Origin of the sequence: Mycobacterium paraense (genome assembly GCF_002101815.1) — a bacterium.
Lineage (GTDB): Bacteria > Actinomycetota > Actinomycetes > Mycobacteriales > Mycobacteriaceae > Mycobacterium > Mycobacterium paraense.
This window is the reverse complement of the sequence record NZ_LQPM01000024.1, coordinates 225,567-247,417: the sequence shown is the minus strand read 5'-3', so window position 1 is coordinate 247,417 and position 21,851 is coordinate 225,567. Positions and strand designations below refer to the sequence as shown.

The following is a 21,851-nucleotide window of genomic DNA, read 5'->3' as shown; positions in this document are numbered from 1 at the left end:
TCCGTCAGATCGGCGGCGCCTCCCGGCCGCGGTCGACGCCCGTGCGCAGCTTGACCGACGCCGAATACGCCAGGCTGCGGAAGCGCAGCACGGGATCCTCGGAGGGCTCGATGCCGTCGGTCACGCGCATCGGGTCGAACACCACGATGTCGCCGCCGTGCTCGCGTTCGGTGTCCAGGCCGGTGATCTCCAGGGTGCCGGCGGTGACGGTCTGGGTGCTGCGCCACGGCGCGGACGGGTCGACCGTCGAGTCGCCGGGCCCGGCGATCTGCACGCGCAGGTCGAACCGCACCGGCCCGCCGGCCAGCCGCGCGTCCAGCTCCTCGGCGAGAAAGTCGGGGCCACCGACCTCCTGGCCCTGGACGTCGTTGCCGGTCGCGTCGGGAACCCAGTGGTAGCGAACGAATCTGGCGCCGCCGTCGGCGCCGACCCAGCGGAAGGCGTGCAGGCCGTGGTACTCGATGGTGGCGTAGCTGGCCGGGACCTTGTTGGCCTCGCGCAGGATGGGCAACGCGGCGAACAGCTTCGGGTGGGTCAGGAAGTACTTGGCCATGCGCAGCGGCGTCGTCGGGCCGGGCCGCATCGCCTTCAGCAGGTCGACGAACCCGTCCGGCGTGCTGGAGACGAACAGCCGGGCGGTCTGCGCCGACACGTCGGTGGTGGACCCGTCGGGCAGGGTGAACTTCACCGCCATGCCGCGCACCCCGGGCGCGCCGTCACGCTGCTTCGGGTTGCCCGAGCCGTTGGAGAAGCGGATCAGCGCCGGGACTGGCGAGCCGTCGAGGTGCTTGGCGCGCGACAGTCCGGACGCCTCCGGCGTCGCGGTGAACGTCCCGCGGTACAGCGTGCCTTTGGCGTGCAGCGCGCGGGAGCCCGGCTGCGCGCCGCCGGTGCCTCGGATCGCGTCGATCGCCTCGTCGGGAGTGACCATGCGCGAATCTTAAGGCGCTACTCCGGGAAGCCGAAGAGTTTGACGACCCCGTGATCGCGACCCGCGGTGTAGCCGCCGTCGACGGCGATGGCCTGGCCGCTGACGAACGAGGCGTCGGTCGACAGCAGGAACGACGCCATCGCCGCCACCTCCTCGGGCCGGCCCAGCCGTTGCAGAGCGTGCTCCTCGGTGATGGACGCCAGCGGGCCTTCCATCCCCGGCAGGCCGAAAACGTTGTGGGCCATCGGGGTTTCGATGAAGCCGGGGCAGATGGAGTTGGCGCGGATGCCGCTCGGCCCGTAGTCGAGCGCGATGTTCTTGGTGAGCAGGACGACGCCGCCCTTGGCCGCGTTGTAGGAGCTGCCGCCGGCCGTGCCCTCCAGGCCCTCGATGCTGGCGACCGTGACGATCGAACCGCGTTCGCCGTTGACACGGGGTTGCTCGATCATCCTGGCCAGAGCGGCCTTGGCCACCAGGAAGGTGCCGGTGAGGTTGATGCCGATCACCCGGTCCCATTCGGCGCGGTCGAGCAGGTGGACGGGGCCGCCGCCGGCGACGCCCGCCGCGTGGAAGAGGCCGTCGAGGCGGTCGGGCACCGCGGCCAGCACCGCGGCGATGGCGGCCTCGTCGGTGACGTCGGCGGTGACGAAGTGGAAGTCGGCCCCGAGATCGGGCGGGGCGGCCAGGTCGGCGCCGATCACGGTGCCGCCCTCGGCCAGCAGGCGCTTCGCGGTGGCCAGGCCGATGCCCGACGCCGCGCCCGTCACGACGAAGGTCCGGGACCGGGCGCGATCGGCGTTCACCATGGCAGTCATGGTGGCATAGACGCCGCAGGGCACACTCGGAGGGAACGCACTCACACCACACGGAGGGGACATGACACAGACGCTCGCCGGGTTCGTCGAGCGCCACGCCGAGCGGCGGCCCGACGACGTCGCGATGCGCTTCGGCGAACTGCAGTGGACCTGGGCGGAGTGGTCGGAGCGGATCCGCCGCGCGGCCGGGGCCCTGCGCGAGGCCGGCGTGCGGCGCGGCGACTGCGTGGCGTTCCTGGACAAGAATCACCCGGCCTGCCTGGAGATCCTCTTCGCCGCCGCGTCGATCGGCGCGGTGACCACCGTCGTCAACTGGCGCCTGACCGGCGACGAGCTCGCCCACGTGCTCGACGACAGCCGCCCGCGGCTGCTGTTCGTCGGCGCGGAACTGCGCCCCGCCGCCGAGGCGGCCGCGGCCGTGGAGCGGATCGTCGTGGTCGACGACGAGTACGAATCCCTGATCGCCGCGGCAACTCCCGTTGCCCCCGAGGAGATCGGCGAGGACGAGACCGCGCTGATCATCTACAGCAGCGGCACGACCGGGCGGCCCAAGGGTGTGCTGCTGAGCCAGCGTGCGCTGGCCAACCACGCGGCCAACCTCGCACCGGCGTTCCCGTTCGACGACGGCGACGCGAACCTCGTGGCGATGCCCCTCTTTCACGTCGGCGGAATTGGGTACTGCCTCTTCGGAATTCGGGCGGGGGCCCCGACGATCATGACCCGCGAGCCCGACGCCGCATCCTTGGTCGGGGCGGTGCGGGCCGGGGCGACGCACGCGTTCTTCGTGCCGCCGGTGATCGCGCGGTTCCTGGAGGCCGGCGAGGCGGCGAGCGCGGCGATCGCGGGCCTGCGCTACATCGTGTACGGGGCCGCGCCCATGCCCTTGCCGTTGCTGCACCGCGCGCTCGAGACCTGGCCCGAGACGAGCTTCGTCCAGGTGTACGGCCAGACCGAGCTGTGCGGGGCGGTCACCGCGCTCGGCGACGCCGAGCACCGCGACCCCGACCGGCCGCACCTGCAGCTGGCGGCCGGAAAGGCGGTGCTGGGCTGCGAGATTCGCGTCGTGCACCCCGAGACCGGGGACGTGTTGCCCGCCGGGGAGGCGGGCGAGATCTGGGTGCGCAGCAATCAGAACATGACCGGCTACCTGAACCGGCCCGAGGCGACCGCCGAGACGATCACCGCCGACGACTGGGTGCGCACCGGCGACATCGGGCGCCTGGACGCCGACGGCTACGTCTACATCGAGGACCGCCTCAAGGACATGATCATCACCGGCGGCGAGAACGTGTACGGGCCGGAGGTGGAGAGCGTGCTGATCGAGCACCCCGCCGTCGCCGACGCCGCGATCATCGGTGTGCCCGACGACTACTGGGGCGAATCGGTCAAGGCGATCGTCGTTCCCAGCGCCGAGGTCGACGCGAACGACATCATCGCGTTCTGCCGCGGGCACCTGGCCGGCTACAAATGCCCGCGGACGGTGGACTTCGTGCCGTCGCTCCCCCGCAACCCGAGCGGCAAGATCCTGAAAACCGCGCTGCGGGAACCGTTCTGGCGAGGGAGGGCGCGCAATGTTTGACCCGACGCGGCGCGATCGCGCGATCACCGTGCTGGGCGGTCCGACGACGGTCATCGACATCGCGGGCCGCCGGCTGGTGATGGACCCGACGTTCGATCCGCCCGGCGAGCACGGCTACCTGACCAAGCTGACCGGGCCCGTGGTGCGCGCCGACGCGCTGGGGCCGGTGGACGCGGTGTTGATCAGCCACGACCAGCACCCCGACAACCTCGACGACGAAGGCCGGCGGATGGCGCTGGCCGCGCCGCTGGTGCTCACCCATCCGGGCGCCGCAGGCCGGTTGGGGGCACCCGCGGTCGGGGTGTCGCCGTGGGAGTCGTATGACCTGCCCGGCGGGTCGGGACCCCTTGCGGCGCAAGCCGTTCCGGCGGTGCACGGCCCGGCCGACGGGCAACGCGACGCCGGCGGCCACGTCAACTGCGAGGTGACGGGGTTCGTGCTGTCCGGGCCGGGCCTGCCCACCGTGTACCTCAGCGGCGACAACGCCTCGATGAGCGCGGTCAGGGACGTCGCCGATCGGCTCGGCGCGATCGACATCGCCGTGCTGTTCGCGGGCGCGGCGAGGGTGCCGGCCAAGGAGCGGGGCCGGCCGTTGACGCTGACGTCGGCGCGCGCGGCCGCCGCCGCCGAGGTGCTGGGCGCCAAGGTGGTGATACCGGCGCACGTCGACGGCTGGGCCCACTTCAGCGAGGGCGCCGACGAATTCGCCGCGGCGTTCGACGCCGCGGGGATCGGCGACGTGCTGCGCGTCGCCCCCCACGGCGAGTGGATCGACCTATAGCCGTCCCTCGGCGCGCAGCTCCGGGTGCACCCAGTCCGGCGAGCGCCGCTCCTTGAACGCGCGGAAGCCCTCCCGGGCCTCGGCGTCGCCGAGGCTGGCGGTCATGCCGATGCGGTCGTACAGGCCGAGGTAGTTGTCGATGCTGGACTTGATCACGCCGCGGGCGCGCGGCGCCGTGCGGCAGGCCTGCGCAAGCAGGTCTTTGGCCGCGGTGAGCAGGGTCTCGTGCGGCACCACCCTGTTCACCAGGCCCCAGTCGAGGGCCTCGACCGCGGTGAGCACCCGCCCGGTGAACATCAGGTCGCGGGTGCGGACCGGCCCGATGATGCGGGCCAGCATCTGGCTGTAGTAGGTGTCGGCGTAGCCGCGGAACAGCTCGGGCACGCGGAACGTCGCCCGCTCGCTGACCACGGACAGGTCGCTGCACAGCGCGATCTGCATGCCGCCGCCCTGGCACAGCCCGTTGACCGCGGAGACGACCGGCTTGGCCGAGGTCCGCACAGTGTCGAAGGGCGTGACGTCCATGCCCAGGCCGGAACCGAACGTCATCCAGTCGTCGGTGCCGCCCCCGCCGCCCATGTCGCCGCCGGGCGCGAAGATGTCACCCGTCCCGGTGATCAGCAGCCCGGCCAGGTCGGGATCCTCGTTGACTCGCCCTACGGCACAACGGATTCCGAAGTACATCGCCGGCGTGAAGGCGTTCTTGGCCTCCGGGCGATCGATCGTGCACACCGCGATCGGCCCCTGACGCTCGAATCTCAGGTACGGAGTGCCCAGCCAATCGCCCTCGGGGGGGCGGGGGCTGCTGTCCTGCGTGGCCACCGGGCTGGCTCCTGTCGTCGGCGTAACATCTCGCCCCCAGACTGTAACGCCCCCTACGCGTACTGCAGCGTGGCGGTTCCGATGGTCTGGGCGATGTCGTCGACGAGACCGGCGAGCTGGTTCTGCAGGGCGGTCGTGGCCTCGCCTACGGATTTGTCGCAGAAGCGGCAGTGAACCTTGAACTGCGGCTGGTCCCCTTCGTCCGGCCAGAACCGGCGCGTGCCGACCTGGGCGCCGGGGTCGTATTGGACCGCCTGATGGGGGGCCTCCTTGAGGATCCTGCCCACGGGGTGGCGCTGCGGGCATTCGAGTTTCAGCACGCCGATCCCCTCTTGGTTGGCTGCCATCGTCCACCGTCCTTACACGCTGAAGAGTTGTCGGGTTAGGAGTAGTCGATCACGATTTCGCGCGGTGGCGCACGGCGTCGGCTAAACCGCGCCTGACGTGCAAGGATTCCGGTGGTCCCGGCTGGGATCGAACCAGCGACCTTCCGCGTGTGAAGCGGACGCTCTTCCACTGAGCCACGGGACCGGCGCCGAGGGGCGAACGGTGTCGAAGGGTAGCACGAATCGGACCGCGCGGAACTCGCCGCGTGCGTCGCCGGGCGCGCTAGCCTAGAGCGGCAACGTAACCAAGAGATTTGTGCAGGCCCGCTCGGGTGGACTATCGTCGTCCTTCGCAACGGGCGACGATCTCGCCCGTTGCGCGCGGACGTAGCGCAGTTGGTAGCGCATCACCTTGCCAAGGTGAGGGTCGCGGGTTCGAATCCCGTCGTCCGCTCGAAGGTGCAAGTGGCATCAATCCCAGCGGTGGAGTGGCCGAGTGGTGAGGCAACGGCCTGCAAAGCCGTGCACACGGGTTCGATTCCCGTCTCCACCTCCAAATTTGACCCCCCGGCGCGATTAGCTCAGCGGGAGAGCGCTTCCCTGACACGGAAGAGGTCACTGGTTCAATCCCAGTATCGCGCACCAGAGTTCGTGCGGCTAGAACGCCGTACCCAGGCATTCAGGCGCAGGCCCGTGACCTAGATATGACCTGATACTCGGCGTCAGCGACTCCATCCCTGCTGCGAACAGGCATAAACGGTACTCAGCCGCAGTGGCGGAACTCACCGCGCTTAACCTGCGTCTGACAGCGTTGATCGGGCAGCTCCTCTCTCCACGGGGCTGACTTCATGCTTAACACCACATTCGCTGGGTACATGGACGTGGCGAAACTTTGAAGACCCGTCCCCGTGGGAGGTTGTCATATGCCGGGTTCTGCTCGCGAGCGCGAGGCTGCGGGTGATCGAGCAGCGCAACTGAATGAGCAGGTCGCTGAAGGTCATGAATGGGCCGCCGATGCAGAGCACAACAGTAGCGGCGACCTGCATAGCAACGCTGCCAATAAATACCGGCGGGCCGCCGGAAGAGATCGCTCCAAAGCCCAAGCCGCCAGAGATGAAGGCGACGGGCAAACGCAGTAGGGCCGGTATCTGGCGGCCGTCTTGCAGGTGATCCAGCGGCGGAGTTTCCAAGTGAGCTACTACTGCCCTTCCCGTCGGTTCGCGGGCTTTTACCACCGGCTGCGGTCAGGGCGTGGGCAGGAGCTGTCGTCATCGCATTAACAGCGCGAGAAGGTACACGCTAAAACTCTTGCTATTTCGCGAGTTTGAGTATCGCGCACCGTAGTTGGTGCATCAAGGCTTTCAGCCGCCTTTACCAACCCCACTCGTCGTCGTCCAGTACATCGACGGTCAGATCGTTGTCAGCGGGCCCTTTCGTCCCGTAGAGGAACGTGAGCAGGGTCCGCTCCCCGTCAAGGGGTTCGGTCGCTACGACGGTGGCGTGCCCGATCTTCATCCGGATCCGGTCTCCGGCCTTCAGTTCGTCCACGCGTCGTAGGGGCACACCGCACAGTCAACGCCAATGCACCGCCAATGGTGGGCGTTCCTCCTAGTCGGCGCGCCGCCTGTGTCACCCCGCCGCCGGCGGCCTCGGCATCACCGTCAGCCGGGTCCCGTAGCGCGGTATGACGCCCGACGCCCGCGTCAGCGTGCCCGCCGGCATCCCCGGTACGCCGGGCATACCCGCCCCGACCGCCTCCTCGGTTCCCGGGAGCGTGGTCAGGCCGGTGCCCGACAGGGCTGATATATGGCTGACCGCCGGGGTGGCCCAGCTCGCCGGAACCGACATCGGCCCGATCGACTTGGCGCCGGTAAATGTCGCGGACACCGCACCTGCGCCGCCACTGAATGCGGCCGGGCTCGCGCTCGGTAGCAATGTGATAGGAATCGGCTCGGTCAAGCCACTGATGCCATGTGCAATTGTGTCTGCGTCGACGGCGTCTTTGCCGACAAAACTGGCAATGTTGAGCGCGGTCGGTAGCTGGAAGACTCCGCTCGAGGATAGGTCGCCCCAGATGTTGGCGTCAGGTCCGTAGTTTGTCCAAAGGTCTTGAAACCACTGAGGGGTGGTCCCGGTCGCGAGTTTCTGCAGGGGGTTGGGTAGCGACGCGGCTGCCCGAGCGACCGCATCCGCCTGGGCGGCCGCGCCGGCCGGATTGGTGGTCTGGTTCGGCTGGGCGAACGGCGCCAATGCCGACGCGGCCGCGGAAGCGGTGGAGTATCCGTACATCGCGGCGGCGTCCTGGGCCCACATCTCGGCGTACTGCGCCTCGGTTGCCGCGATCGCCGCGGTGTTCTGGCCGAAGAAGTTCGTCGCTATCAGCGAGGCCAGCTGGGTGCGGTTGGCCGCGATCGCTGGCGGGGGCACGGTCATGGCGAACGCCTGCTCGAAGGCCGCCGCGGCGGCCCTGGCCTGCATGGCCGTCTGCTTGGTCTGCTCGGCGGTGGTGTACAGCCAGCCGATGTAGGGGGCCGCGGTGGCCGTCATCGACTCCGCGGCTGGACCGCGCCAGTTCAAGGTGCTCAGGCCGGAAACCACCGATTGGTAGGTCTCGGCGGTGGTGGTCAATTCGGCGGCCAGGGAATCCCAGCTGCCCGCGGCGGCCAGCAGCGAACCGGACCCGGGGCCGGTGTACATCCGGGCGGAGTTGACCTCCGGGGGAAAGATCGCGAAATCCATTGTGTCACAGCTCCTTAACTTGGCTTCGTTGGCAAACCCCCCTGCATTGACGGCGGCAGCGCGCCGGGCGAGATAGGACAAATTGGCGACCGCAGCCGGTCCGGTTTTTCGGGCACCGACGGCTTGGTTGAGTTCTGGGCGGACCACGCGCACTGGACATGCCAGCCACCTTTGATTGCGCTGTCCCGAAACTGGCGAGGCGAAATCCGGGTCAGTTTGCGGCTTCGGTGACTATCTCGTGTAAACCCTATGAATTTCGACTGGAAAAAGATACTGCCGGGCCGCTAAGACGACCCGATCCGATTTAGGCTCGCTACGGGTTCTCCTGGATCACGCACTGCACGATCGCGTCGGCGGCGCGCTGATCGAATCCCATCCCCGCCACCTTCTGCGCTTCCGCGGCGGGGGTGACTCCCGACTTGAGGTCCTGCTGGATCTGCCCGACACGATTCATGTTTTGTGGGTCGGGTTCGGTGATCGGGAGTTGCGAAATGTTTGCCACGCAACGGCGGTACCCGCTGAGGTCAGCGTGCGCGGACGGAACTCCCACCGATGCAAGCGGGGCGATAACCAAGGCGGCGGCGGCCGCGACAGTGCTGAAACGCATGCTCGAATAATATCGCCGGACACGCCCTAGGCATAGGACTTTTCCCAATCACCGTGCCGTGAAAAGCGTTGCTGCGCAGAGTGATCCGCAAGGCCAAATGCGTTGCGGCGCAAGGGCTTGCCAGTCTGCTAACGGCAAGGCCTGTCACACACGGTCGGCCGTCATGTACTCCTCGATCCAGCCCTGACACGCGCCGCTCGAGATGTCGGCGTGCATGACGCCGGACAGCGACCCGTTGGCCTGCGGCGTGTAGCGCACCACGGCGTGGGCCGGATTCCACTGGATGCTGGTGTCGGGCATCATGCAGTCCCACTGGAAGTCGCTCTCCTGCTTCCACGCCGACCCATCCCAGGTGAATTGCACCGGTTGCGGAACCGTCGGGTTGGTCGGGGGCGGGCCGCTGACGATCGTGGCGACGCACTTCCCGTTCGAACAACTCGAGCTGAACCCGTACGTCTGGGTGTGCTGCACCTCGGGGTCGCCGACGGCCATGCTGGTTCCGGACTTCGGCGCGACCATGAATGTGACCGCGTACTGACCATTCCACGACGGATTGTCGGCCGCGACAGTCGGTGCGGCCACGAGGGCGATTGCGAGCGGTGCCGCGCATAGACCACCGAATTTGCTCAGACCATTTCGGGCCATCGGTCTCTCCTCAGGTTCCGCGACAACACGGGACGGAAGCGCCAGCTCGTCGGAGGTATACCCAATCGGCAATTCTATTGCGCGCCCCACCGCGCAAACACAAGAAATTCGCAAGTGCGGGGCGCTAACGTCCGAATGACACGACGTGAGGCAAACCGACACAGACAGGAGCGAGCGTGAGGAACAAGGTGATGCGGGTCGTCGCGGGGGCGCTGCTGTCCGGCGGCGTCGCGGTGGCCGGCGTTGGGCTCTCCGCGGGCACCGCCCAGGCGATCTGCGACCCGATCTGCCACCACCAGTGGTGCCCGGGGCAACCGCTACCGAATTCCGGCGAACCGATCGGTTGGGACAGAAGCGTCTGCCACGACTGGTATTACGCTCCGGCGCCCGGCCTCCATGTCATCGAGGGAGTGCCCGCCCCCGGGCCGGGAGGCACCGGCTTCCCACTTCCGTAAGCCCGTAGGCCCGTAAGCCGGTCAGCCGGCGCGCCCAGAGCGGGCGGCGTCCTCCAACAGGTCGGCGGCGCGGGCGACGCTGTCGGCCGACTTGGTCATCTGGGCTGCCACTTCGCGGGCGCGGGTCGCGTAGTCCGGCGTGAGGATGCGGCGCAGGTCTGCGACCAGCGTCTCCCGGGTGGTGGCGGCGAACTGACGCTCCGAGCCGGCTTTCAGCCGCTCGAGGCCGGCCGCCCAGACCGGCTGGTCGAGCCAGAGCCACAGGGCCAAGGCGGGAATACCGGCCCGCAGGCCCGCGGCCGTGCTGCCGGCGCCGCCGTGGTGGACGACCGCGCGGCAGGCCGGGAGGACGGCCGCGTGGTTCACCGCGCCCACCATCTTGACGTGGTCGAAACGCGCGACTTCGGCGAAGTCGTTGGGGCCGGTGCAGATCAGCGCCCGCTCCCCCAACTCCGCGCAGGCGGCGCCGACCATGGTGACCAGCTCCGCCGGGGACGAGATCGGCGTGCTGCCCAGGCCGAAGCAGATCGGCGGCGTGCCGTCGGCGATCCACGCCAGGACCTCGTCGTCGGCGTCCGTCGGCACCTCGAGCGTCAGCGCGCCGACGAAGGGCCGCCGGCCGTCGGGTTCCACCCATTCGGCGGCGGGTCCGGGCAGGCAGAGCTCGTCGTAGGCCTGGATCTCCAGCGGCACACCGCCGGAAGCCTCAGGCAGGCCGAGCGCACTTCGCTGGGCCGCCGCAACGTCCTTGACCATGCCCGAGTACAGCGCGCCGCTGGACAACAATCGGGCCGGGAAGAAGTGCAGCGCGGCCAGCGGAATGCCGCAGTACTCCGCGACGGCGGTGGCCACTTCCTGCTCATTGATGCCGGACACGAGCAGGTCCGCGCCCTCCGCCAGCGACGTCAGCGTCGCAGTCTTCTCCGTCCAGACCTGCGTCAGATGCTCCATGACCGCCGGCAACGCGTCGAGCGGGTTCACCACCTTGCGTACTAACTGCATGGCCGAGCCCATTTGCTCGCGCGTGTCCGGTCCATAGGAAACCGCGGTGACCCCCGTCGCCTGGACGAAGGCCATCGTGTCAGGCGACACCGCCATCCGTACGTCGTGACCCCGCCGCAGCAGTTCCCGGGCGACGGCGGCGCAGGGCTCGACGTCGCCACGACTCCCGTAGCCGGCCAACACGAGCTTCATCGGCGGAACCGTAGCATTAAAGCCGTTGCCGCACAGCGCTACCCAACGCCGGCTTGAGCCACACCACACTCGCGGGCATATTAGGCGGTATGCATGTGATCAGCGGAGCCCGCGACCCGGCGGCGAGCTTTCCCCTCGATACGGTGGCGGACGATGCGCACGAGCGCCGGCAGGCCAATCGTGCGGTGGCGGTCAGCGCCGTCGGCCTGGCCCTGACCGGGTTCATCGAGTTGTCCATCGCGCTGCTGTCCGGATCGGTGGCCCTGCTCGGCGACGCGCTGCACAACCTGTCCGACGTTTCGACCAGCGCCCTGGTGTTCGTGGGTTTCCGGGCGTCCCGCAAGGTCCCCACCGAGCGCTACCCGTACGGCTACGAACGCGCCGAGGACCTCGCCGGGATCGGTGTGGCCCTGGTCATCTGGGGCAGCGCGCTGGTTGCCGGTTTTGAAAGCGTCACGAAGCTGCTGCGTCACGGCGGCACCGGCCACCTGGGCTGGGGCATCGCCGCCGCGGCGGTGGGCATCGCGGGCAATCAGCTGGTGGCCCGCTACAAGCTGGTGGTGGGCCGGCGGATTCGCTCGGCGACCATGGTGGCCGACGCGAAGCACTCCTGGCTGGACGCGTTGTCCTCGGCCGGGGCGATGCTGGGCCTGATCGGCGTGGCGCTGGGCTGGGCCTGGGCGGACGCGGTCGCCGGAATCGTCGTCACCGCGTTCATCTGCCACGTCGGCTGGGAGGTCACCGCCGACATCGCGCACCGCCTGCTCGACGGCGTCGACCCCGAGATCATCACGACGGCCGAAACGGCGGCCGCCGCGGTTCCCGGCGTCATGCACGCGCACGCCCGCGCCCGCTGGACCGGGCGGACCCTGCGCGTCGAGGTGGAGGGCTTCCTCGACCCGAAAACCCCACTGGCAGAAGCCGATCGCATCGGCCGCCGCGTCGCGTCGGCCCTGGGACCCGAGATCCCCGAGATGCACAGCTTCACCTGGAGTGCGCGCGCGGCGACTCAGTGAAACGATTCGACGACCTCGATCAGCTCGCCGGGGGCTTCCCAATTCAGTAGGTGCCCGGCGTCGGGCACGCTCACCAGCCGCGCGCCGGGGACACCGTCGGCGAGCCGGCGCGAATGGCTTTGCGGCGTAGTGCGATCGGCGGTGCCGACCATGACCACGGTCGGAACCCGTATCTCGCCGAGCCGGGGGTATCGATCCTCCCGGGAGAACGCCCGCACGATCGGAAGCAGGGGCCCGTGTTCGTCCAGGTGCTGGTTGAACGCCTCCATGAAGACCGACACCATCGCCGGCGACGGGCTCCTCCCGCACTGCGCCGCCCCGAACAGTGCCGCGACGGTCTGGTTGCGCATGAGCACTTGCAGGATGCCGAGTTGCAGCAGCGGAATCTGCAGCCGGTTCTGCGGCGCGCCATCCAGGATCCGGCCCGCCCACGTCGCGAACAGCACCAGCCCGCGCAGCCGCCGCGCCACGTCGGCGTGGTCGAGCACCGCGCGGATGCTGACGAACCCGCCCATCGAGTGGCCGACGAGCACCCCGTCACGAACGTCGAAGTGCTCGAGGACCGCCGCGAGGTCGGCCGCCATGGGCTCCGATCCGATTCCGTCGGAGCCAAGCGTGGAGCGCCCGTGGCCGCGCTGATCGAAAGCGATCACGCGAAACCCGCGCGCCTGCAGCTCATCCCAGACCAGGTTCCATTCGAGGACGCGGGCGGTGTACCCGTGGACGAGAATCACCGGCGCCCCCTGCCCCGCGGCCACAGCGCTGAGCACCGTCCCGTCGGGGCGTTCGATGAAGACCTGCTCACCCTCCGGTTCCGCCGTAAGCCGTTCGCGCGGAAAAGGATCCGGGTTGCGCCGTATCCGCGCCGCCACGCCCCGTGCGGCCGCCCAGCCGGCCAGTCCGGCCGCGCCGAGCGCCGTGGCGGCCCTCAGGAGGGCAGTCCGCTCTTGATGGCCGCGTCCTGTTTCTTCGCGAGATCGAGAACGAAGTCCGGTTGCAGCGGATCGGTTGGCGCGCTTTCGAATTCGAGAACCGTGAATACCTTGCCCTCGGTGAACATCACGATCGCCTTCGACTTCGAGCCGTCCGGCGACGGCCCCACGGCCATCTGACCGCCGGTGCCCACGTCGGCCGGCGTCGGGGCGGCCTTGACGCTGAGCTCCTGAATCCCCTTGGCGCTCTGGTCGAGCGCCTGCGACGCCGCGCCGGCGTCCGGATAGACGTAGATGGTGTCGTCCACCTTGCGCGTGCCGCCCTGATTCATGAACACGCCTTCGGTTCCCGCCGGGTTCGGCACCGGCAGCGTCTGCAGCAGGGTGAAGGTGTCGCCGGGCACCACGATGTCGGTGGCCTTGATCAGCAGGTTGCTGTAGTCGGACGGCTGGGCGGCACCGGTGTTCGGCGCCGGTGACGCGGCCGACGACGGCGCCGCGGAGGTCGACGTGGCCGACGGCGTTTGCCTCGGCGGCGACGGCTTTTCGCTACTGCAGCCCGCGACGCCGACTACCAGGGCGCCCGCCGCCAGGCCGGCTGCCATGACCGATACCTTCGTCACCCTGGGCTCCTTCATGCTCGCGACGTCCCGCGCAACATAACGGACCGCCCGCGGAGTTGGCTACCCGAGAAGCGTGCGAGACTCCGCCCATGACTTCACCCGACGCACGAGCCGCTTCCCCGGCGGAGGTAATGCAGGAGCTGATCCTCGCCGCGTGGGTTTCCCAGGGCATCACCGCGGTCGCCGACCTTCGCGTCGCGGACGCGCTGTCCGCGGGACCGCTCCCGATCGACGAATTGGCCGGCCGGGTCGGGGCCGACGCCGACGCGTTGGGCCGGCTGCTGCGGGCCCTGATCAGCAAGGGCATCTTCGCGCAACGCGACGACGGCCGCTACCAGCTGACCCCGATGGCCGAGGTGTTGCGCTCCGACGCCCCGGTGTCGATGGCGCCGATGGCGCGCTTCATCGGCGCGCGGCAACACCGCGAGCACTGGAGCCTGCTGACGGAGGCGATCAAAACCGGCACCTCGGTCGTTCCCGCGTTGCGCGGCAAGGACTTCTTCGACTACCTGGGCGACGAGCCCGAGTTCGGACAGATTTTCAACGACGCCATGACGGGCCTGTCCGGGTTGTCGATCGGGCCCGTCGTCGAGGCGTACGACTTCACCCGGTTCGCCACCATCGTCGACGTCGCCGGCGGCCACGGTCGGCTGCTCGGCGCGATCCTGGCGTCGGCGCCCGACGCCCAAGGGGTGCTGTACGACCTGCCCGAGGTGATCGCCGGAGCACCGACGCTGCTGCAGGAAACCCATGCCGAACGGGTCCGGCTCGCCGAGGGTTCGTTTTTCGACAGCGTCCCGACCGGGGCCGACGCCTACATCCTCAAGCACATCATCCACGACTGGGACGACGACGCGTCGCTGCGGATTTTGCGGAACGTGCGGTCGGCCGCTCCCGCCGGCGCCGCGCTGCTGCTGGTCGAGACCGTCATCCCCGAAGACGACAGCGGGCCGATCGGCAAGTGGACGGACATGGAGATGCTGATCATCAACAACGGCCGCGAACGCACCGCGGGCGAGTACCGCCGCCTGTTCGACGCGGCCGGTTTCGAGATGGTCGGCGTGATCGAGACCGCGTCGCGGTTCAGCATCATCGAGGGCCGCGCGGTTTAGCCGCGGCTAATCGCCGGCCGCGCCCTCGGGCTTGGGGCCTAAGCGTCTTGAGGCAGCTTGGTCAGCGCCTCGAATGCTTCCGCAAAAAGGGCGGCGATCTCGCGGTCGTCGGCGGTGGCGAGGGGTTCTTTTTGGAGCAGGGCGCGCAGGACACCCACTCCGAGGAGTAGGGCGGCGACCAGGTCGGCGCGAAGCCTTGGCTGGTCGGCGGTGATGCGCTCGGACAGGTTGCGGGTCAGGCCGGTTTCGAGCTGAGCGTTCAGGCGCGCGACGACGTCGGGGTCGCCGCTGGAGCGCAGCAGCGCAAACAATGGTGCGTCCACGTCGCGGCGGGCGCGCAACACCCGATCCATCAGGACACCGGATATCGCGCCGTCGGCTGCCTCGTGCACCGCGGCGACATTGTCGGAGACGTCGGTGGCCTCGGCGAACAGCTGCTCCTTTGACCCGAAATAGCGGCGGATCAGCATCACGTCGACGCCCGCCGCCGCGGCGATCGCGCGGAGCGACGTGGCCCGGTACCCCTGACTCAGGAACTGCTCGCGGGCCGCTTGCAGGAGCCGCGCCCGGGTGGCGGCGGCGTTGCGACGCGGCGGGGCGCTCTCCCCGGCGCTCGCCCGGTTGACCGGTGGTGGCATGCCGCCTCCAATCGACTATTTATCTACAGCTGTAGACATCATGCCCTACGAGACCTTACGATGGGCGATGTCTACATCTGTAGACATATGGCACGGCCGAGAAAGGGCGGGCGATGGCACAGCAGGCAAATTCACACCCGACGCCGACGGGCGTCGGCGCCACCTCACTGGGCGTTGCCGCCCTGCGGGCCCGCGAAAGCCGCCGCACCAACCGGCTTTTCAACGATCCGTACGCGCAAGCGTTTGTGGAGCGTGCCGATCCCCGCGGATCGCTCTGGGGCGGCGACGGCAGCGGGCCCGGCTTCCTCGAGCTGATGGCCGACCAAGTTGCGGTGCGGACCCGATTCCTGGATCAAGCGCTTCTGGATTCCGCCGGCGCCGGCATCACCCAGGTGGTGCTGCTGGCCTGCGGCATGGATAGCCGCGCTTTCCGGTTGAACTGGCCGCCCGGCACCGTAGTGCACGAAGTCGACCAGCCGGAGGTTTTGGCTTTCAAGTCCAACGTCCTCGATGAGCTCCACGCGCAGCCCCGCTGCCGGCGTGTCTCCGTGGCGCTGGATTTGCGCTCCGACTGGCCGGCAGAACTGGCGAAATTCGGATTTGATCCCGGAAAGCCGACCGCCTGGCTTGCCGAAGGAATCCTTTACGCTCTCGAACCCGACTCGGCCGACGTTTTCCTTGACCGGATCGGCTCGTGCTCTGCCGTAGGAAGCACCCTGGCCCTTGACCACAACGAGGATTCCGAGCTGCTTCGCGCCGCGCGAGCCGCCATCTCACCCGAACTCGTCTCGCTCTGGCGCGGCGGGCCGTCCGAGGACTTGGCCACCTGGCTAGGCCGACGCGGCTGGAAAGCCGAGATTCGCGACCTTGCACAGGTGGCGCCCGAGTACGGGCGGCCTGTCCCACCCCCGTTCAACCCCAAGCGGGACGGAGCGGTCCGCGCGTGGCTTGCCACCGCCCACAAGACAGCGAAAAACGCGAGTTGACAGGAGGAGTCATGACCGGAGTAATGCTCGTCAAGCAACGGGTCGCCAGCGTCGAGCGGTGGAACACCGTATTCCGCGATCCCGAGCTTGACCGCGTGCGTCGCGAACACGGCCTGGTGGTCACGGGAACCTACATCGATGCCGGCGACCCCGACACCGTCATCGTCGTCATGGATATGCACGACCTCACCAAGGCTCGTGAATTCGCTACCTCCGCCGAACTGGCGGCCGCCCGCGAACGGGCCGGGGCGGTCGGCGCTCCGGACGGCGTTTGGTATGGGGCGCAGCGGATTCAATGACCCGGCCGCCTTCGCGGTGAACAACGAAAGGATCGGTGTGAACGCACAGCCGCGGCGACGGGCTTCCGAGCATGAAGGCGCCGAAATCTTGATTGTGGGTGCCGGGCCCACCGGTTTGGTGCTGGCGGCCGAGCTGGCCCGGCGCGGTGTGATCCCGCGGGTCATCGACGCCGGGAAGGCCGAGGTGAAGGAAAGCCGGGCCGTAGCCGTGGCGGCGCGATCGCTGGAGTTGCTTGATGATCTTGGCATTGCGGCGGCTGCACTCCAACGCGGAATACCGTTGCGAAGACTCAACTTCCACCAGGATTCCACCGCCGTGGCGGAGCTGGACCTCACCGCCCTCGACTCGCCATTCCCGATCGACCTGGTCCTGCCGCAGTGGCAGACGGTCGAACTGCTCCGCGACAAGGTAGAAAAACTGGGTGTCGAAGTCGAGTGGGAAACACGCCTGGCCTCCTTTCGGCCCGATGACGGCGTCGTCACCGCCGAAATCGTCCATCCGGGCGGCCGCAGCGAACGGTTCAGCGCCGGCTGGCTGATCGGCTGCGACGGCGCCCACAGCACCGTGCGCACAGCGGCCGGAATCGGATGGGAGACAGCGGATCTCCGTCGAAACTTTATCCTCGGGGACGTCGCCGCAGACTGGGACATCCCGCGCGACTGCTTCCACGTCTGGTTCGCGAAGACCGGGCTGGTCGCGGTATTCCCGATGCCGGGTGGTTACTGGCGGATCATCACCAACGCCGCTGACGACCACCCGCCCGGGCGGCCCGGGCTGATCGACTTCGCCGCCAACGTCGGCGAGCGCACCCCGCTGGACCCGCGACTGCGCGACCTGCAGTGGAGTTCAGCCTTCGTGGCCCGTGAAGGGCTGGCGATGCAATTCCGCAGCGGCCGAGTGTTATTGGCCGGCGACGCCGCACACAGTCACAGCCCGATCGGCGGCCAGGGCATGAATACCGGTATGCAGGACGCCTATAACCTCGGCTGGAAGCTCGCCCTCGTCGTTGCCGACCGCCGCGATCCCAGGCTTCTCGACAGCTACCAGTCCGAACGCCGGCCGGTCGCAAGCTCGGTCATCAACGCAACATCAACCGCTACCCGCGTCGCGACCGGGAACGCCCTGGTCGCTCGTCGGGTGCGCCGCCACGCCCTGCGTTTGTTCGGCGAGCTCAACACCGCGCAGCAGAAGTTCTCGAATGCCCTCGGCGAGCACCTGGTCAACTACCGCAACAGCGCACTGGTCTACGAGCATTGGGTCAACGCCAAGCCGCGGCCGTGGAGCGACTCCGAAGCCGGTCCGGAGGCCGGTGAAGTCGTTCGGGATGGGTATGTCGAGACCGAATCGGGGCCGGTGGCCCTGCGGCACCTGTTCCGAGCCCTCGGCCATCACCTGTTGCTCTTCGCCGCGGACGAATCGAGGCCCGACGCGTTGACCGAGTGGAAGCTCCACGCCGAACAAGTCATGGCCGGGAATGGACAGGTCCACGTGATCACCCGGTGCCATGTGGCCTCTGGGTCCACCCCCGGCGTCTACGCCGATCTACGCAGCGACGTGCACAACCGGTACGGGGTCCGGCGCCCCAGCCTGTATCTGATCCGACCGGACAAGTATGTCGGCTATCGCAATGACGCCATGGATTTCGACCGCGTGCGCGACTACTTCCATCGGCTCGATACATGACGCCGCTGAGGTCGAGTCCCAGGCCAGCCGCGGCTAGTCGCCGGCCGCGCCCTCGGGCTTGGGGCCGCGACCCTCGCCGGTGAGGTACTTCGGGCAGTAGGCGCCGACCGCGATCACGGTGAACTTGGCCGCGCCGTTTCCGCTGAACCCGTTGCGCTGCTGAAGGTTTCCGATGATCTCGTCCTCGGACGATCCCGAGTCCTCCAACTGGCACAGCGTCTTGGCGGTCGATATCGCGGCGTTGGGGTCCTGGTAGGTGATGCCGGCGAACCTGAGCGCGGCGAGGAAGTCGGCGTCTGTCGCCGGGTCGGCGTTGGGGTCCGGGTCGGCATGGGCCGGCGCGGCCAGGCCGATCGCGGCGACGGCGATCGCCACCCCCCACAGAAGTCTCATGGCCTGGCCAGCTTAACGGCGCCGGAACCGCTCGCGCAGCTCGGGATCGTTCTCCCACCACAATCCGGACGGCGCGGCGGTGTCGCCCTGGTCGGCTTCGACGGCGTCCAGCTCGGCGTCGACCTCAACCGCGCGCGCCTTGTCGTCGCGGGACAGCGCGCGCATCAGCAGCAGCACGAACGGCCAGCCGACCAGGTCCCCGAGGATCCACAAGACGCCCGCGCCGATCGTCTGGTCGAGCCGCTGATCCGGCCCCCACGATCGGTGCAACGCCGCGTAATACGCCGCGCCGATCAACGGGCCCTGCCAGATCACCAATCCCAGCACGCCGTCGCCGAGCGCCTCGGCGACGGTGATGAGCAACGAAATCCCCTGGGGGTACCTGCGGGGCACGGGATCCGCCTGCAGCCGGGCGTAGAAATAGCCAAAACCGATGGCCACCAACAGGATACGCGTGGGCGCGCCGATCCATTCGTTGTCGAGGGACGCGGTGTACCAGGGCGTCAGGTACAGCAGCCACGGCGTACCCAGCATCGCCAGCGACGTGGTCAACGGGTGGGCGAGCACCCGCGCGGACCGGGTCGCCAGCAGCCGGTCGATGCGCTCGCGCCCGGATGCGCCGAGCGCGTCGCGCACGACGGTGACCGGCTTACCCTGCGCCAGGAAAAACGGCACGAGGTAGAGCAGCATCAGCACCTGCAGCGCGCGCATCCAGAACAGGGCGTTGGCGTAGGCGCCGACCGAGCTCATCGTCGCCAGCGCCCACAGCGCGACGCCGGCCCCGAAGCAGCCGGCCTGGGCGGGCCCGACCGTGCGGTCCACGCTGCGGCCGCGCCGGTAACACCACGCATATGCGGTGGCCACCACCACAATGACCGCCGCGGAGACCAAGTCCAGACGCCAGGTCTGGACCAGGGCGGCCCACGTCAGCGGCCCCAAATCGACGCGCATAGCCGTTAGCCTATTGCCGCGTGCGCGGTCGCCCGCGAGGCTCGCGTGTAGGTTGGGTGGTAAGCCGTTCGCGTTGGGCCTGCCGCCTGGACATTTTGTCTAGCAGACGCGCAGCTCAGAACCGATCGTCTTCTCTCGACAGATCAACCCAGACCCGACCAATTTAAGGACCCCGCCCGATGAATTCATCGGATCTCTTTTCGCATCGCTACGAGCCCGAGGTCGTGTCCGACAACGGTCGTGACCCGGAGCCGGTTCAACTTCCCATTTTTTCCGACCGCCCCGGGAGCGATTCCTCGGCTAAGCCGCCGGGCGGCTGAGCCGCAACGACTCGGGCAGGGCGCCGAGCTGGCGGCGCTCGGGGATCTCCCAGATGTCGCCGTCGAGAGCGCCGGGCAGCCCGGCCGCGCTGGCGACGAAGACCGGCCGGACGCCCCGGGCGGACTGGCGATGAAAGTCGCGCACCGCCGCGAACGCCCACTTGCCCAGCAGGCAGATCGCGACCAGGTTGGCGATGGCCATCAGCGCCATCGCGAGGTCGGCGAGCGCCCACACCACGGTGAGCTGAGACATCGCGCCGAAGACGATGGCCAGCAGCGTCACGGCTTTCAGGGCGTTGACCGCCAGATGGCGGCCGCCCAGGAAGAACAGGTTGGCCTCGGCGCAGACGTAATTGCTGAGCACCGAGGCGAACGCGAAGACGAAGACGACGGTCGTCATCAGCACGGTGGTCCACGATCCGAGGCCGACGGCGATCGCCGACTCGGTCAGGCTCGCGCCCGCCACCGAACCGGTGCGCGCCGGATCGTAGACGCCGGGCCCCGACATCAGCACGATGAACGCGGTGGCCGTGCAGATCACCATGGTGTCGACGAACACGGCGAGCGACTGAATCAGCCCCTGCTCCACCGGATGTGACACCGTCGCCGCGCCCGCGATGTTGGGCGAACTGCCCATGCCCGCCTCGCAGGCGAACAGCCCGCGCTTGACCCCGGTCAGCATGGCCGTCGCGATGCCGCCGGCGAAACCGCCTGCCAGCTGGCGGATTCCGAACGCGCCGCCGACGATCTCCTCGATGACGGCCGGCAGCGCCGTGATGTTGACCGCCACGATCGTCAGCGCCAGCAGCGCATACATCACTGCGACGACCGGGATGACCAGCTCGGCGACCTTGGCCACCCGCCGCACCCCGCCGAAGAGCACGGACCCCGCCAGCACGGCCAAAGCCGCTGTCGTCCAACCGACGTCGACGCCGTGCGACGACTTCAACACGCCGCTGATCGCGTTGGTCTCCACCATGTTGAACGCGGTGGAGAACGCGACCACCAGCAGCACGGCGAACAGGACGCCGCCCGTCCGCGAGCGCAGACCGCGCTGGATGTAAAACGCCGGGCCGCCGCGGAATGCGCCGTCGCCGGAGCGGACCTTGAAGATCTGGGCGAGGGTGGCCTCGATCAGCGCCGTGGCCATGCCGACCGCGGCCACCACCCACATCCAGAAGATCGCGCCGGGGCCGCCGACGGTGAGCGCGATCGCGACGCCGGCGATGTTGCCGGTGCCCACCCGCGATGCGAGGCCGACGCAGAAGGCCTGAAAAGAGGAGATCCCACCGTCTTGGCGGTGGGATCTGCGGAGCTGGCGAAGCATGCGGGGGAAGTAGCGGATCTGAATGAATCGGGTGCGGACCGTGAAATAGACGCCGACGCCGAGCAGCAGGTAAACGAGGACGTGGCCATTCAGGGCATTGCTCAGTGGATTGATCAACTGCGCCTGGACGAAGTCCAAATTGCATCCTTAGCTGGGCCGTTGTTTCCCAGGAGCGTAAAGGCGAAATGTTGACGACAGGTTTCGTTAACCGCGTGTTCGCGAACGCGAATGTAAAAAACCAATGACGGGGGTTATGCGCCGCCGTCGATCTTCGTGCTGGTGACCGTCAGGGATTGCGGGCAGTACACGTTGGCCGCGATCGCGGTGAACCTGGCGGCGTTGTCGCCGTGCAGGCCGGGGTTCTGGGACTGGACGGTCTTGACGACGTCCGCCATCTGCGTCCCCTTGCCCACGGCCTCGCAGACCCATCTTCCGGCCCCGATGGCCGGGCCCGGGTCCGGAAAGGTGATGCCCGCCGCGCGCAGCGAGGCGAGGAACGCGTCGTCGGTGCCGTCGGCCCGCGCCGGACCGGCCACGCCGACCAGGGCGGCGAGGCTCAGCATCGTCAGGAGCAGCGGTTTCACAGCCCACTGATCGTCGCAGAACGAAAGCCGTTTCGCAGCCCAAATGGTCGTCAACCTGAGGTTGACAGAATCCGCGTCGTCAACCTAATGTT

At 68.5% G+C, this 21,851-nt stretch carries 24 protein-coding genes and 4 tRNA genes; 11 read left to right on the top strand and 17 right to left on the bottom strand.

Annotated features, from left to right (window positions below; all coding sequences use genetic code 11):
• Nucleotides 1–4 precede the first annotated feature (4 nt).
• The gene (locus tag AWB89_RS19850; protein ID WP_085175933.1) at nt 5–931 is read right to left on the bottom strand and encodes a catalase family peroxidase; all 927 of its coding nucleotides are present in this window, start codon (nt 929–931) and stop codon (nt 5–7) included.
• Nucleotides 932–948: 17 nt separating this feature from the next.
• Nucleotides 949–1,746, bottom strand: coding sequence for an SDR family NAD(P)-dependent oxidoreductase (locus tag AWB89_RS19845; protein WP_172405586.1), 798 nt, complete (start codon nt 1,744–1,746; stop codon nt 949–951).
• 61 nt (nt 1,747–1,807) lie between these two features.
• On the opposite strand from AWB89_RS19845, the gene AWB89_RS19840 reads away from it, so the two are divergent.
• Nucleotides 1,808–3,325, top strand: a complete 1,518-nt coding sequence (locus AWB89_RS19840) for a long-chain-fatty-acid--CoA ligase (RefSeq protein WP_085102982.1) — start codon at nt 1,808–1,810, stop codon at nt 3,323–3,325.
• Nucleotides 3,318–4,106 carry an MBL fold metallo-hydrolase gene (locus AWB89_RS19835; RefSeq protein WP_085175929.1) on the top strand — a complete coding sequence of 263 codons (789 nt, stop codon included), beginning with the start codon at nt 3,318–3,320 and terminating at the stop codon, nt 4,104–4,106. The genes AWB89_RS19840 and AWB89_RS19835 overlap by 8 nt, the downstream gene beginning before the upstream one ends.
• On the opposite strand, the gene AWB89_RS19830 is transcribed toward AWB89_RS19835, so the two are convergent.
• From AWB89_RS19830 to AWB89_RS19820, 3 genes are all read right to left on the bottom strand, one after another.
• Entirely contained in the window at nt 4,101–4,928 is an 828-nt protein-coding gene (locus AWB89_RS19830; protein WP_085102978.1) for an enoyl-CoA hydratase/isomerase family protein, read from the bottom strand. The genes AWB89_RS19835 and AWB89_RS19830 overlap by 6 nt on opposite strands.
• Nucleotides 4,929–4,981: 53 nt before the next feature.
• Nucleotides 4,982–5,275: a hypothetical protein gene (locus tag AWB89_RS19825; RefSeq protein ID WP_085102976.1), complete on the bottom strand. Its 294-nt coding sequence runs from the start codon at nt 5,273–5,275 to the stop codon at nt 4,982–4,984.
• 112 nt (nt 5,276–5,387) lie between these two features.
• Nucleotides 5,388–5,459 (bottom strand) — tRNA-Val (locus AWB89_RS19820).
• A 176-nt stretch (nt 5,460–5,635) separates the two neighbouring features.
• Between AWB89_RS19820 and AWB89_RS19815 the strand changes: the two genes are divergently transcribed.
• The 3 genes from AWB89_RS19815 (at nt 5,636) to AWB89_RS19805 (ending at nt 5,899) form a co-directional block, all read left to right on the top strand.
• A tRNA-Gly gene (locus AWB89_RS19815) sits at nt 5,636–5,708 on the top strand.
• Nucleotides 5,709–5,736: 28 nt separating this feature from the next.
• Nucleotides 5,737–5,810 (top strand) — tRNA-Cys (locus AWB89_RS19810).
• A 14-nt stretch (nt 5,811–5,824) separates the two neighbouring features.
• A tRNA-Val gene (locus tag AWB89_RS19805) sits at nt 5,825–5,899 on the top strand.
• Nucleotides 5,900–6,625: 726 nt separating this feature from the next.
• Here the strand turns inward: AWB89_RS19805 and AWB89_RS27325 are convergent.
• From AWB89_RS27325 to AWB89_RS19790, 4 genes are all read right to left on the bottom strand, one after another.
• Entirely contained in the window at nt 6,626–6,802 is a 177-nt protein-coding gene (locus tag AWB89_RS27325; protein ID WP_158089837.1) for a hypothetical protein, read from the bottom strand.
• A gap of 81 nt (nt 6,803–6,883) precedes the next feature.
• Nucleotides 6,884–7,993, bottom strand: coding sequence for a PPE family protein (locus AWB89_RS19800; protein ID WP_085175927.1), 1,110 nt, complete (start codon nt 7,991–7,993; stop codon nt 6,884–6,886).
• Nucleotides 7,994–8,306: 313 nt separating this feature from the next.
• Nucleotides 8,307–8,447 carry a hypothetical protein gene (locus AWB89_RS27320; RefSeq protein ID WP_158089836.1) on the bottom strand — a complete coding sequence of 47 codons (141 nt, stop codon included), beginning with the start codon at nt 8,445–8,447 and terminating at the stop codon, nt 8,307–8,309.
• 297 nt (nt 8,448–8,744) lie between these two features.
• Nucleotides 8,745–9,245, bottom strand: a complete 501-nt coding sequence (locus AWB89_RS19790) for an Rv2253 family sensor-like surface protein (protein ID WP_085175925.1) — start codon at nt 9,243–9,245, stop codon at nt 8,745–8,747.
• 176 nt (nt 9,246–9,421) lie between these two features.
• Between AWB89_RS19790 and AWB89_RS19785 the strand changes: the two genes are divergently transcribed.
• Nucleotides 9,422–9,700 carry a hypothetical protein gene (locus tag AWB89_RS19785; protein WP_085175923.1) on the top strand — a complete coding sequence of 93 codons (279 nt, stop codon included), beginning with the start codon at nt 9,422–9,424 and terminating at the stop codon, nt 9,698–9,700.
• Between the two features lie 21 nt (nt 9,701–9,721).
• Here the strand turns inward: AWB89_RS19785 and AWB89_RS19780 are convergent, their stop codons facing one another.
• On the bottom strand, nt 9,722–10,894 hold the full coding sequence (locus AWB89_RS19780) for a glycosyltransferase (RefSeq protein ID WP_085175921.1): 1,173 nt from the start codon (nt 10,892–10,894) through the stop codon (nt 9,722–9,724).
• Between the two features lie 89 nt (nt 10,895–10,983).
• Here AWB89_RS19780 and AWB89_RS19775 point away from each other — a divergent pair, with 89 nt between their 5' ends.
• Nucleotides 10,984–11,910 (top strand): cation diffusion facilitator family transporter, encoded by a 927-nt coding sequence (locus AWB89_RS19775; RefSeq protein ID WP_085175919.1) that lies wholly within the window; start codon nt 10,984–10,986, stop codon nt 11,908–11,910.
• On the opposite strand, the gene AWB89_RS19770 is transcribed toward AWB89_RS19775, so the two are convergent.
• Both AWB89_RS19770 and AWB89_RS19765 read right to left on the bottom strand, forming a co-directional pair.
• The gene (locus tag AWB89_RS19770; protein WP_241520540.1) at nt 11,904–12,782 is read right to left on the bottom strand and encodes an alpha/beta fold hydrolase; all 879 of its coding nucleotides are present in this window, start codon (nt 12,780–12,782) and stop codon (nt 11,904–11,906) included. The two genes, AWB89_RS19775 and AWB89_RS19770, sit on opposite strands and share 7 nt — an antisense overlap.
• A 56-nt stretch (nt 12,783–12,838) precedes the next feature.
• A complete protein-coding gene (locus AWB89_RS19765; protein ID WP_241520539.1) occupies nt 12,839–13,465 on the bottom strand; it encodes a hypothetical protein in 627 nt (208 codons plus the stop codon).
• A gap of 89 nt (nt 13,466–13,554) precedes the next feature.
• Between AWB89_RS19765 and AWB89_RS19760 the strand changes: the two genes are divergently transcribed.
• Complete coding sequence (locus AWB89_RS19760; RefSeq protein WP_085175913.1) at nt 13,555–14,577, top strand: methyltransferase; 1,023 nt, start codon at nt 13,555–13,557, stop codon at nt 14,575–14,577.
• 38 nt (nt 14,578–14,615) lie between these two features.
• On the opposite strand, the gene AWB89_RS19755 is transcribed toward AWB89_RS19760, so the two are convergent.
• Nucleotides 14,616–15,215: a TetR/AcrR family transcriptional regulator gene (locus AWB89_RS19755; RefSeq protein ID WP_085102956.1), complete on the bottom strand. Its 600-nt coding sequence runs from the start codon at nt 15,213–15,215 to the stop codon at nt 14,616–14,618.
• A gap of 113 nt (nt 15,216–15,328) precedes the next feature.
• On the opposite strand from AWB89_RS19755, the gene AWB89_RS19750 reads away from it, so the two are divergent.
• The 3 genes from AWB89_RS19750 to AWB89_RS19740 are packed head-to-tail and all read left to right on the top strand — an operon-like array spanning nt 15,329 to nt 18,184.
• The gene (locus AWB89_RS19750; protein WP_085175911.1) at nt 15,329–16,201 is read left to right on the top strand and encodes an SAM-dependent methyltransferase; all 873 of its coding nucleotides are present in this window, start codon (nt 15,329–15,331) and stop codon (nt 16,199–16,201) included.
• Nucleotides 16,202–16,212: 11 nt separating this feature from the next.
• Complete coding sequence (locus tag AWB89_RS19745) at nt 16,213–16,500, top strand: hypothetical protein (RefSeq protein WP_241520538.1); 288 nt, start codon at nt 16,213–16,215, stop codon at nt 16,498–16,500.
• Nucleotides 16,478–18,184, top strand: a complete 1,707-nt coding sequence (locus AWB89_RS19740; RefSeq protein WP_085175907.1) for an FAD-dependent monooxygenase — start codon at nt 16,478–16,480, stop codon at nt 18,182–18,184. Before AWB89_RS19745 ends, AWB89_RS19740 begins: the two co-directional genes overlap by 23 nt.
• Before the next feature lie 33 nt (nt 18,185–18,217).
• Here the strand turns inward: AWB89_RS19740 and AWB89_RS19735 are convergent, their stop codons facing one another.
• From AWB89_RS19735 to AWB89_RS19720, 4 genes are all read right to left on the bottom strand, one after another.
• Nucleotides 18,218–18,577 carry a DUF732 domain-containing protein gene (locus AWB89_RS19735; protein WP_085175905.1) on the bottom strand — a complete coding sequence of 120 codons (360 nt, stop codon included), beginning with the start codon at nt 18,575–18,577 and terminating at the stop codon, nt 18,218–18,220.
• A 12-nt stretch (nt 18,578–18,589) separates the two neighbouring features.
• Nucleotides 18,590–19,528, bottom strand: coding sequence for a cytochrome c oxidase assembly protein (locus AWB89_RS19730; RefSeq protein ID WP_085175903.1), 939 nt, complete (start codon nt 19,526–19,528; stop codon nt 18,590–18,592).
• Nucleotides 19,529–19,828: 300 nt separating this feature from the next.
• Entirely contained in the window at nt 19,829–21,313 is a 1,485-nt protein-coding gene (locus AWB89_RS19725) for an alanine/glycine:cation symporter family protein (RefSeq protein ID WP_085175901.1), read from the bottom strand.
• Nucleotides 21,314–21,426: 113 nt separating this feature from the next.
• Nucleotides 21,427–21,759: a DUF732 domain-containing protein gene (locus AWB89_RS19720; protein ID WP_308206583.1), complete on the bottom strand. Its 333-nt coding sequence runs from the start codon at nt 21,757–21,759 to the stop codon at nt 21,427–21,429.
• Between the last annotated feature and the right edge of the window lie 92 nt (nt 21,760–21,851).

What these genes read in the sequence shown, in the direction of transcription:
- AWB89_RS19850 (WP_085175933.1), bottom strand. Translation starts at nt 931, where the DNA reads ATGGTCACTCCCGACGAGGCGATCGACGCGATCCGAGGCACCGGCGGC.
- AWB89_RS19845 (WP_172405586.1), bottom strand. Translation starts at nt 1,746, where the DNA reads ATGACTGCCATGGTGAACGCCGATCGCGCCCGGTCCCGGACCTTCGTC.
- AWB89_RS19840 (WP_085102982.1), top strand. Translation starts at nt 1,808, where the DNA reads ATGACACAGACGCTCGCCGGGTTCGTCGAGCGCCACGCCGAGCGGCGG.
- AWB89_RS19835 (WP_085175929.1), top strand. Translation starts at nt 3,318, where the DNA reads ATGTTTGACCCGACGCGGCGCGATCGCGCGATCACCGTGCTGGGCGGT.
- AWB89_RS19825 (WP_085102976.1), bottom strand. Translation starts at nt 5,275, where the DNA reads ATGGCAGCCAACCAAGAGGGGATCGGCGTGCTGAAACTCGAATGCCCG.
- AWB89_RS19800 (WP_085175927.1), bottom strand. Translation starts at nt 7,993, where the DNA reads ATGGATTTCGCGATCTTTCCCCCGGAGGTCAACTCCGCCCGGATGTAC.
- AWB89_RS27320 (WP_158089836.1), bottom strand. Translation starts at nt 8,447, where the DNA reads ATGAATCGTGTCGGGCAGATCCAGCAGGACCTCAAGTCGGGAGTCACC.
- AWB89_RS19790 (WP_085175925.1), bottom strand. Translation starts at nt 9,245, where the DNA reads ATGGCCCGAAATGGTCTGAGCAAATTCGGTGGTCTATGCGCGGCACCG.
- AWB89_RS19780 (WP_085175921.1), bottom strand. Translation starts at nt 10,894, where the DNA reads ATGAAGCTCGTGTTGGCCGGCTACGGGAGTCGTGGCGACGTCGAGCCC.
- AWB89_RS19775 (WP_085175919.1), top strand. Translation starts at nt 10,984, where the DNA reads ATGCATGTGATCAGCGGAGCCCGCGACCCGGCGGCGAGCTTTCCCCTC.
- AWB89_RS19760 (WP_085175913.1), top strand. Translation starts at nt 13,555, where the DNA reads ATGACTTCACCCGACGCACGAGCCGCTTCCCCGGCGGAGGTAATGCAG.
- AWB89_RS19755 (WP_085102956.1), bottom strand. Translation starts at nt 15,215, where the DNA reads ATGCCACCACCGGTCAACCGGGCGAGCGCCGGGGAGAGCGCCCCGCCG.
- AWB89_RS19750 (WP_085175911.1), top strand. Translation starts at nt 15,329, where the DNA reads ATGGCACAGCAGGCAAATTCACACCCGACGCCGACGGGCGTCGGCGCC.
- AWB89_RS19745 (WP_241520538.1), top strand. Translation starts at nt 16,213, where the DNA reads ATGACCGGAGTAATGCTCGTCAAGCAACGGGTCGCCAGCGTCGAGCGG.
- AWB89_RS19740 (WP_085175907.1), top strand. Translation starts at nt 16,478, where the DNA reads ATGGGGCGCAGCGGATTCAATGACCCGGCCGCCTTCGCGGTGAACAAC.
- AWB89_RS19735 (WP_085175905.1), bottom strand. Translation starts at nt 18,577, where the DNA reads ATGAGACTTCTGTGGGGGGTGGCGATCGCCGTCGCCGCGATCGGCCTG.
- AWB89_RS19730 (WP_085175903.1), bottom strand. Translation starts at nt 19,528, where the DNA reads ATGCGCGTCGATTTGGGGCCGCTGACGTGGGCCGCCCTGGTCCAGACC.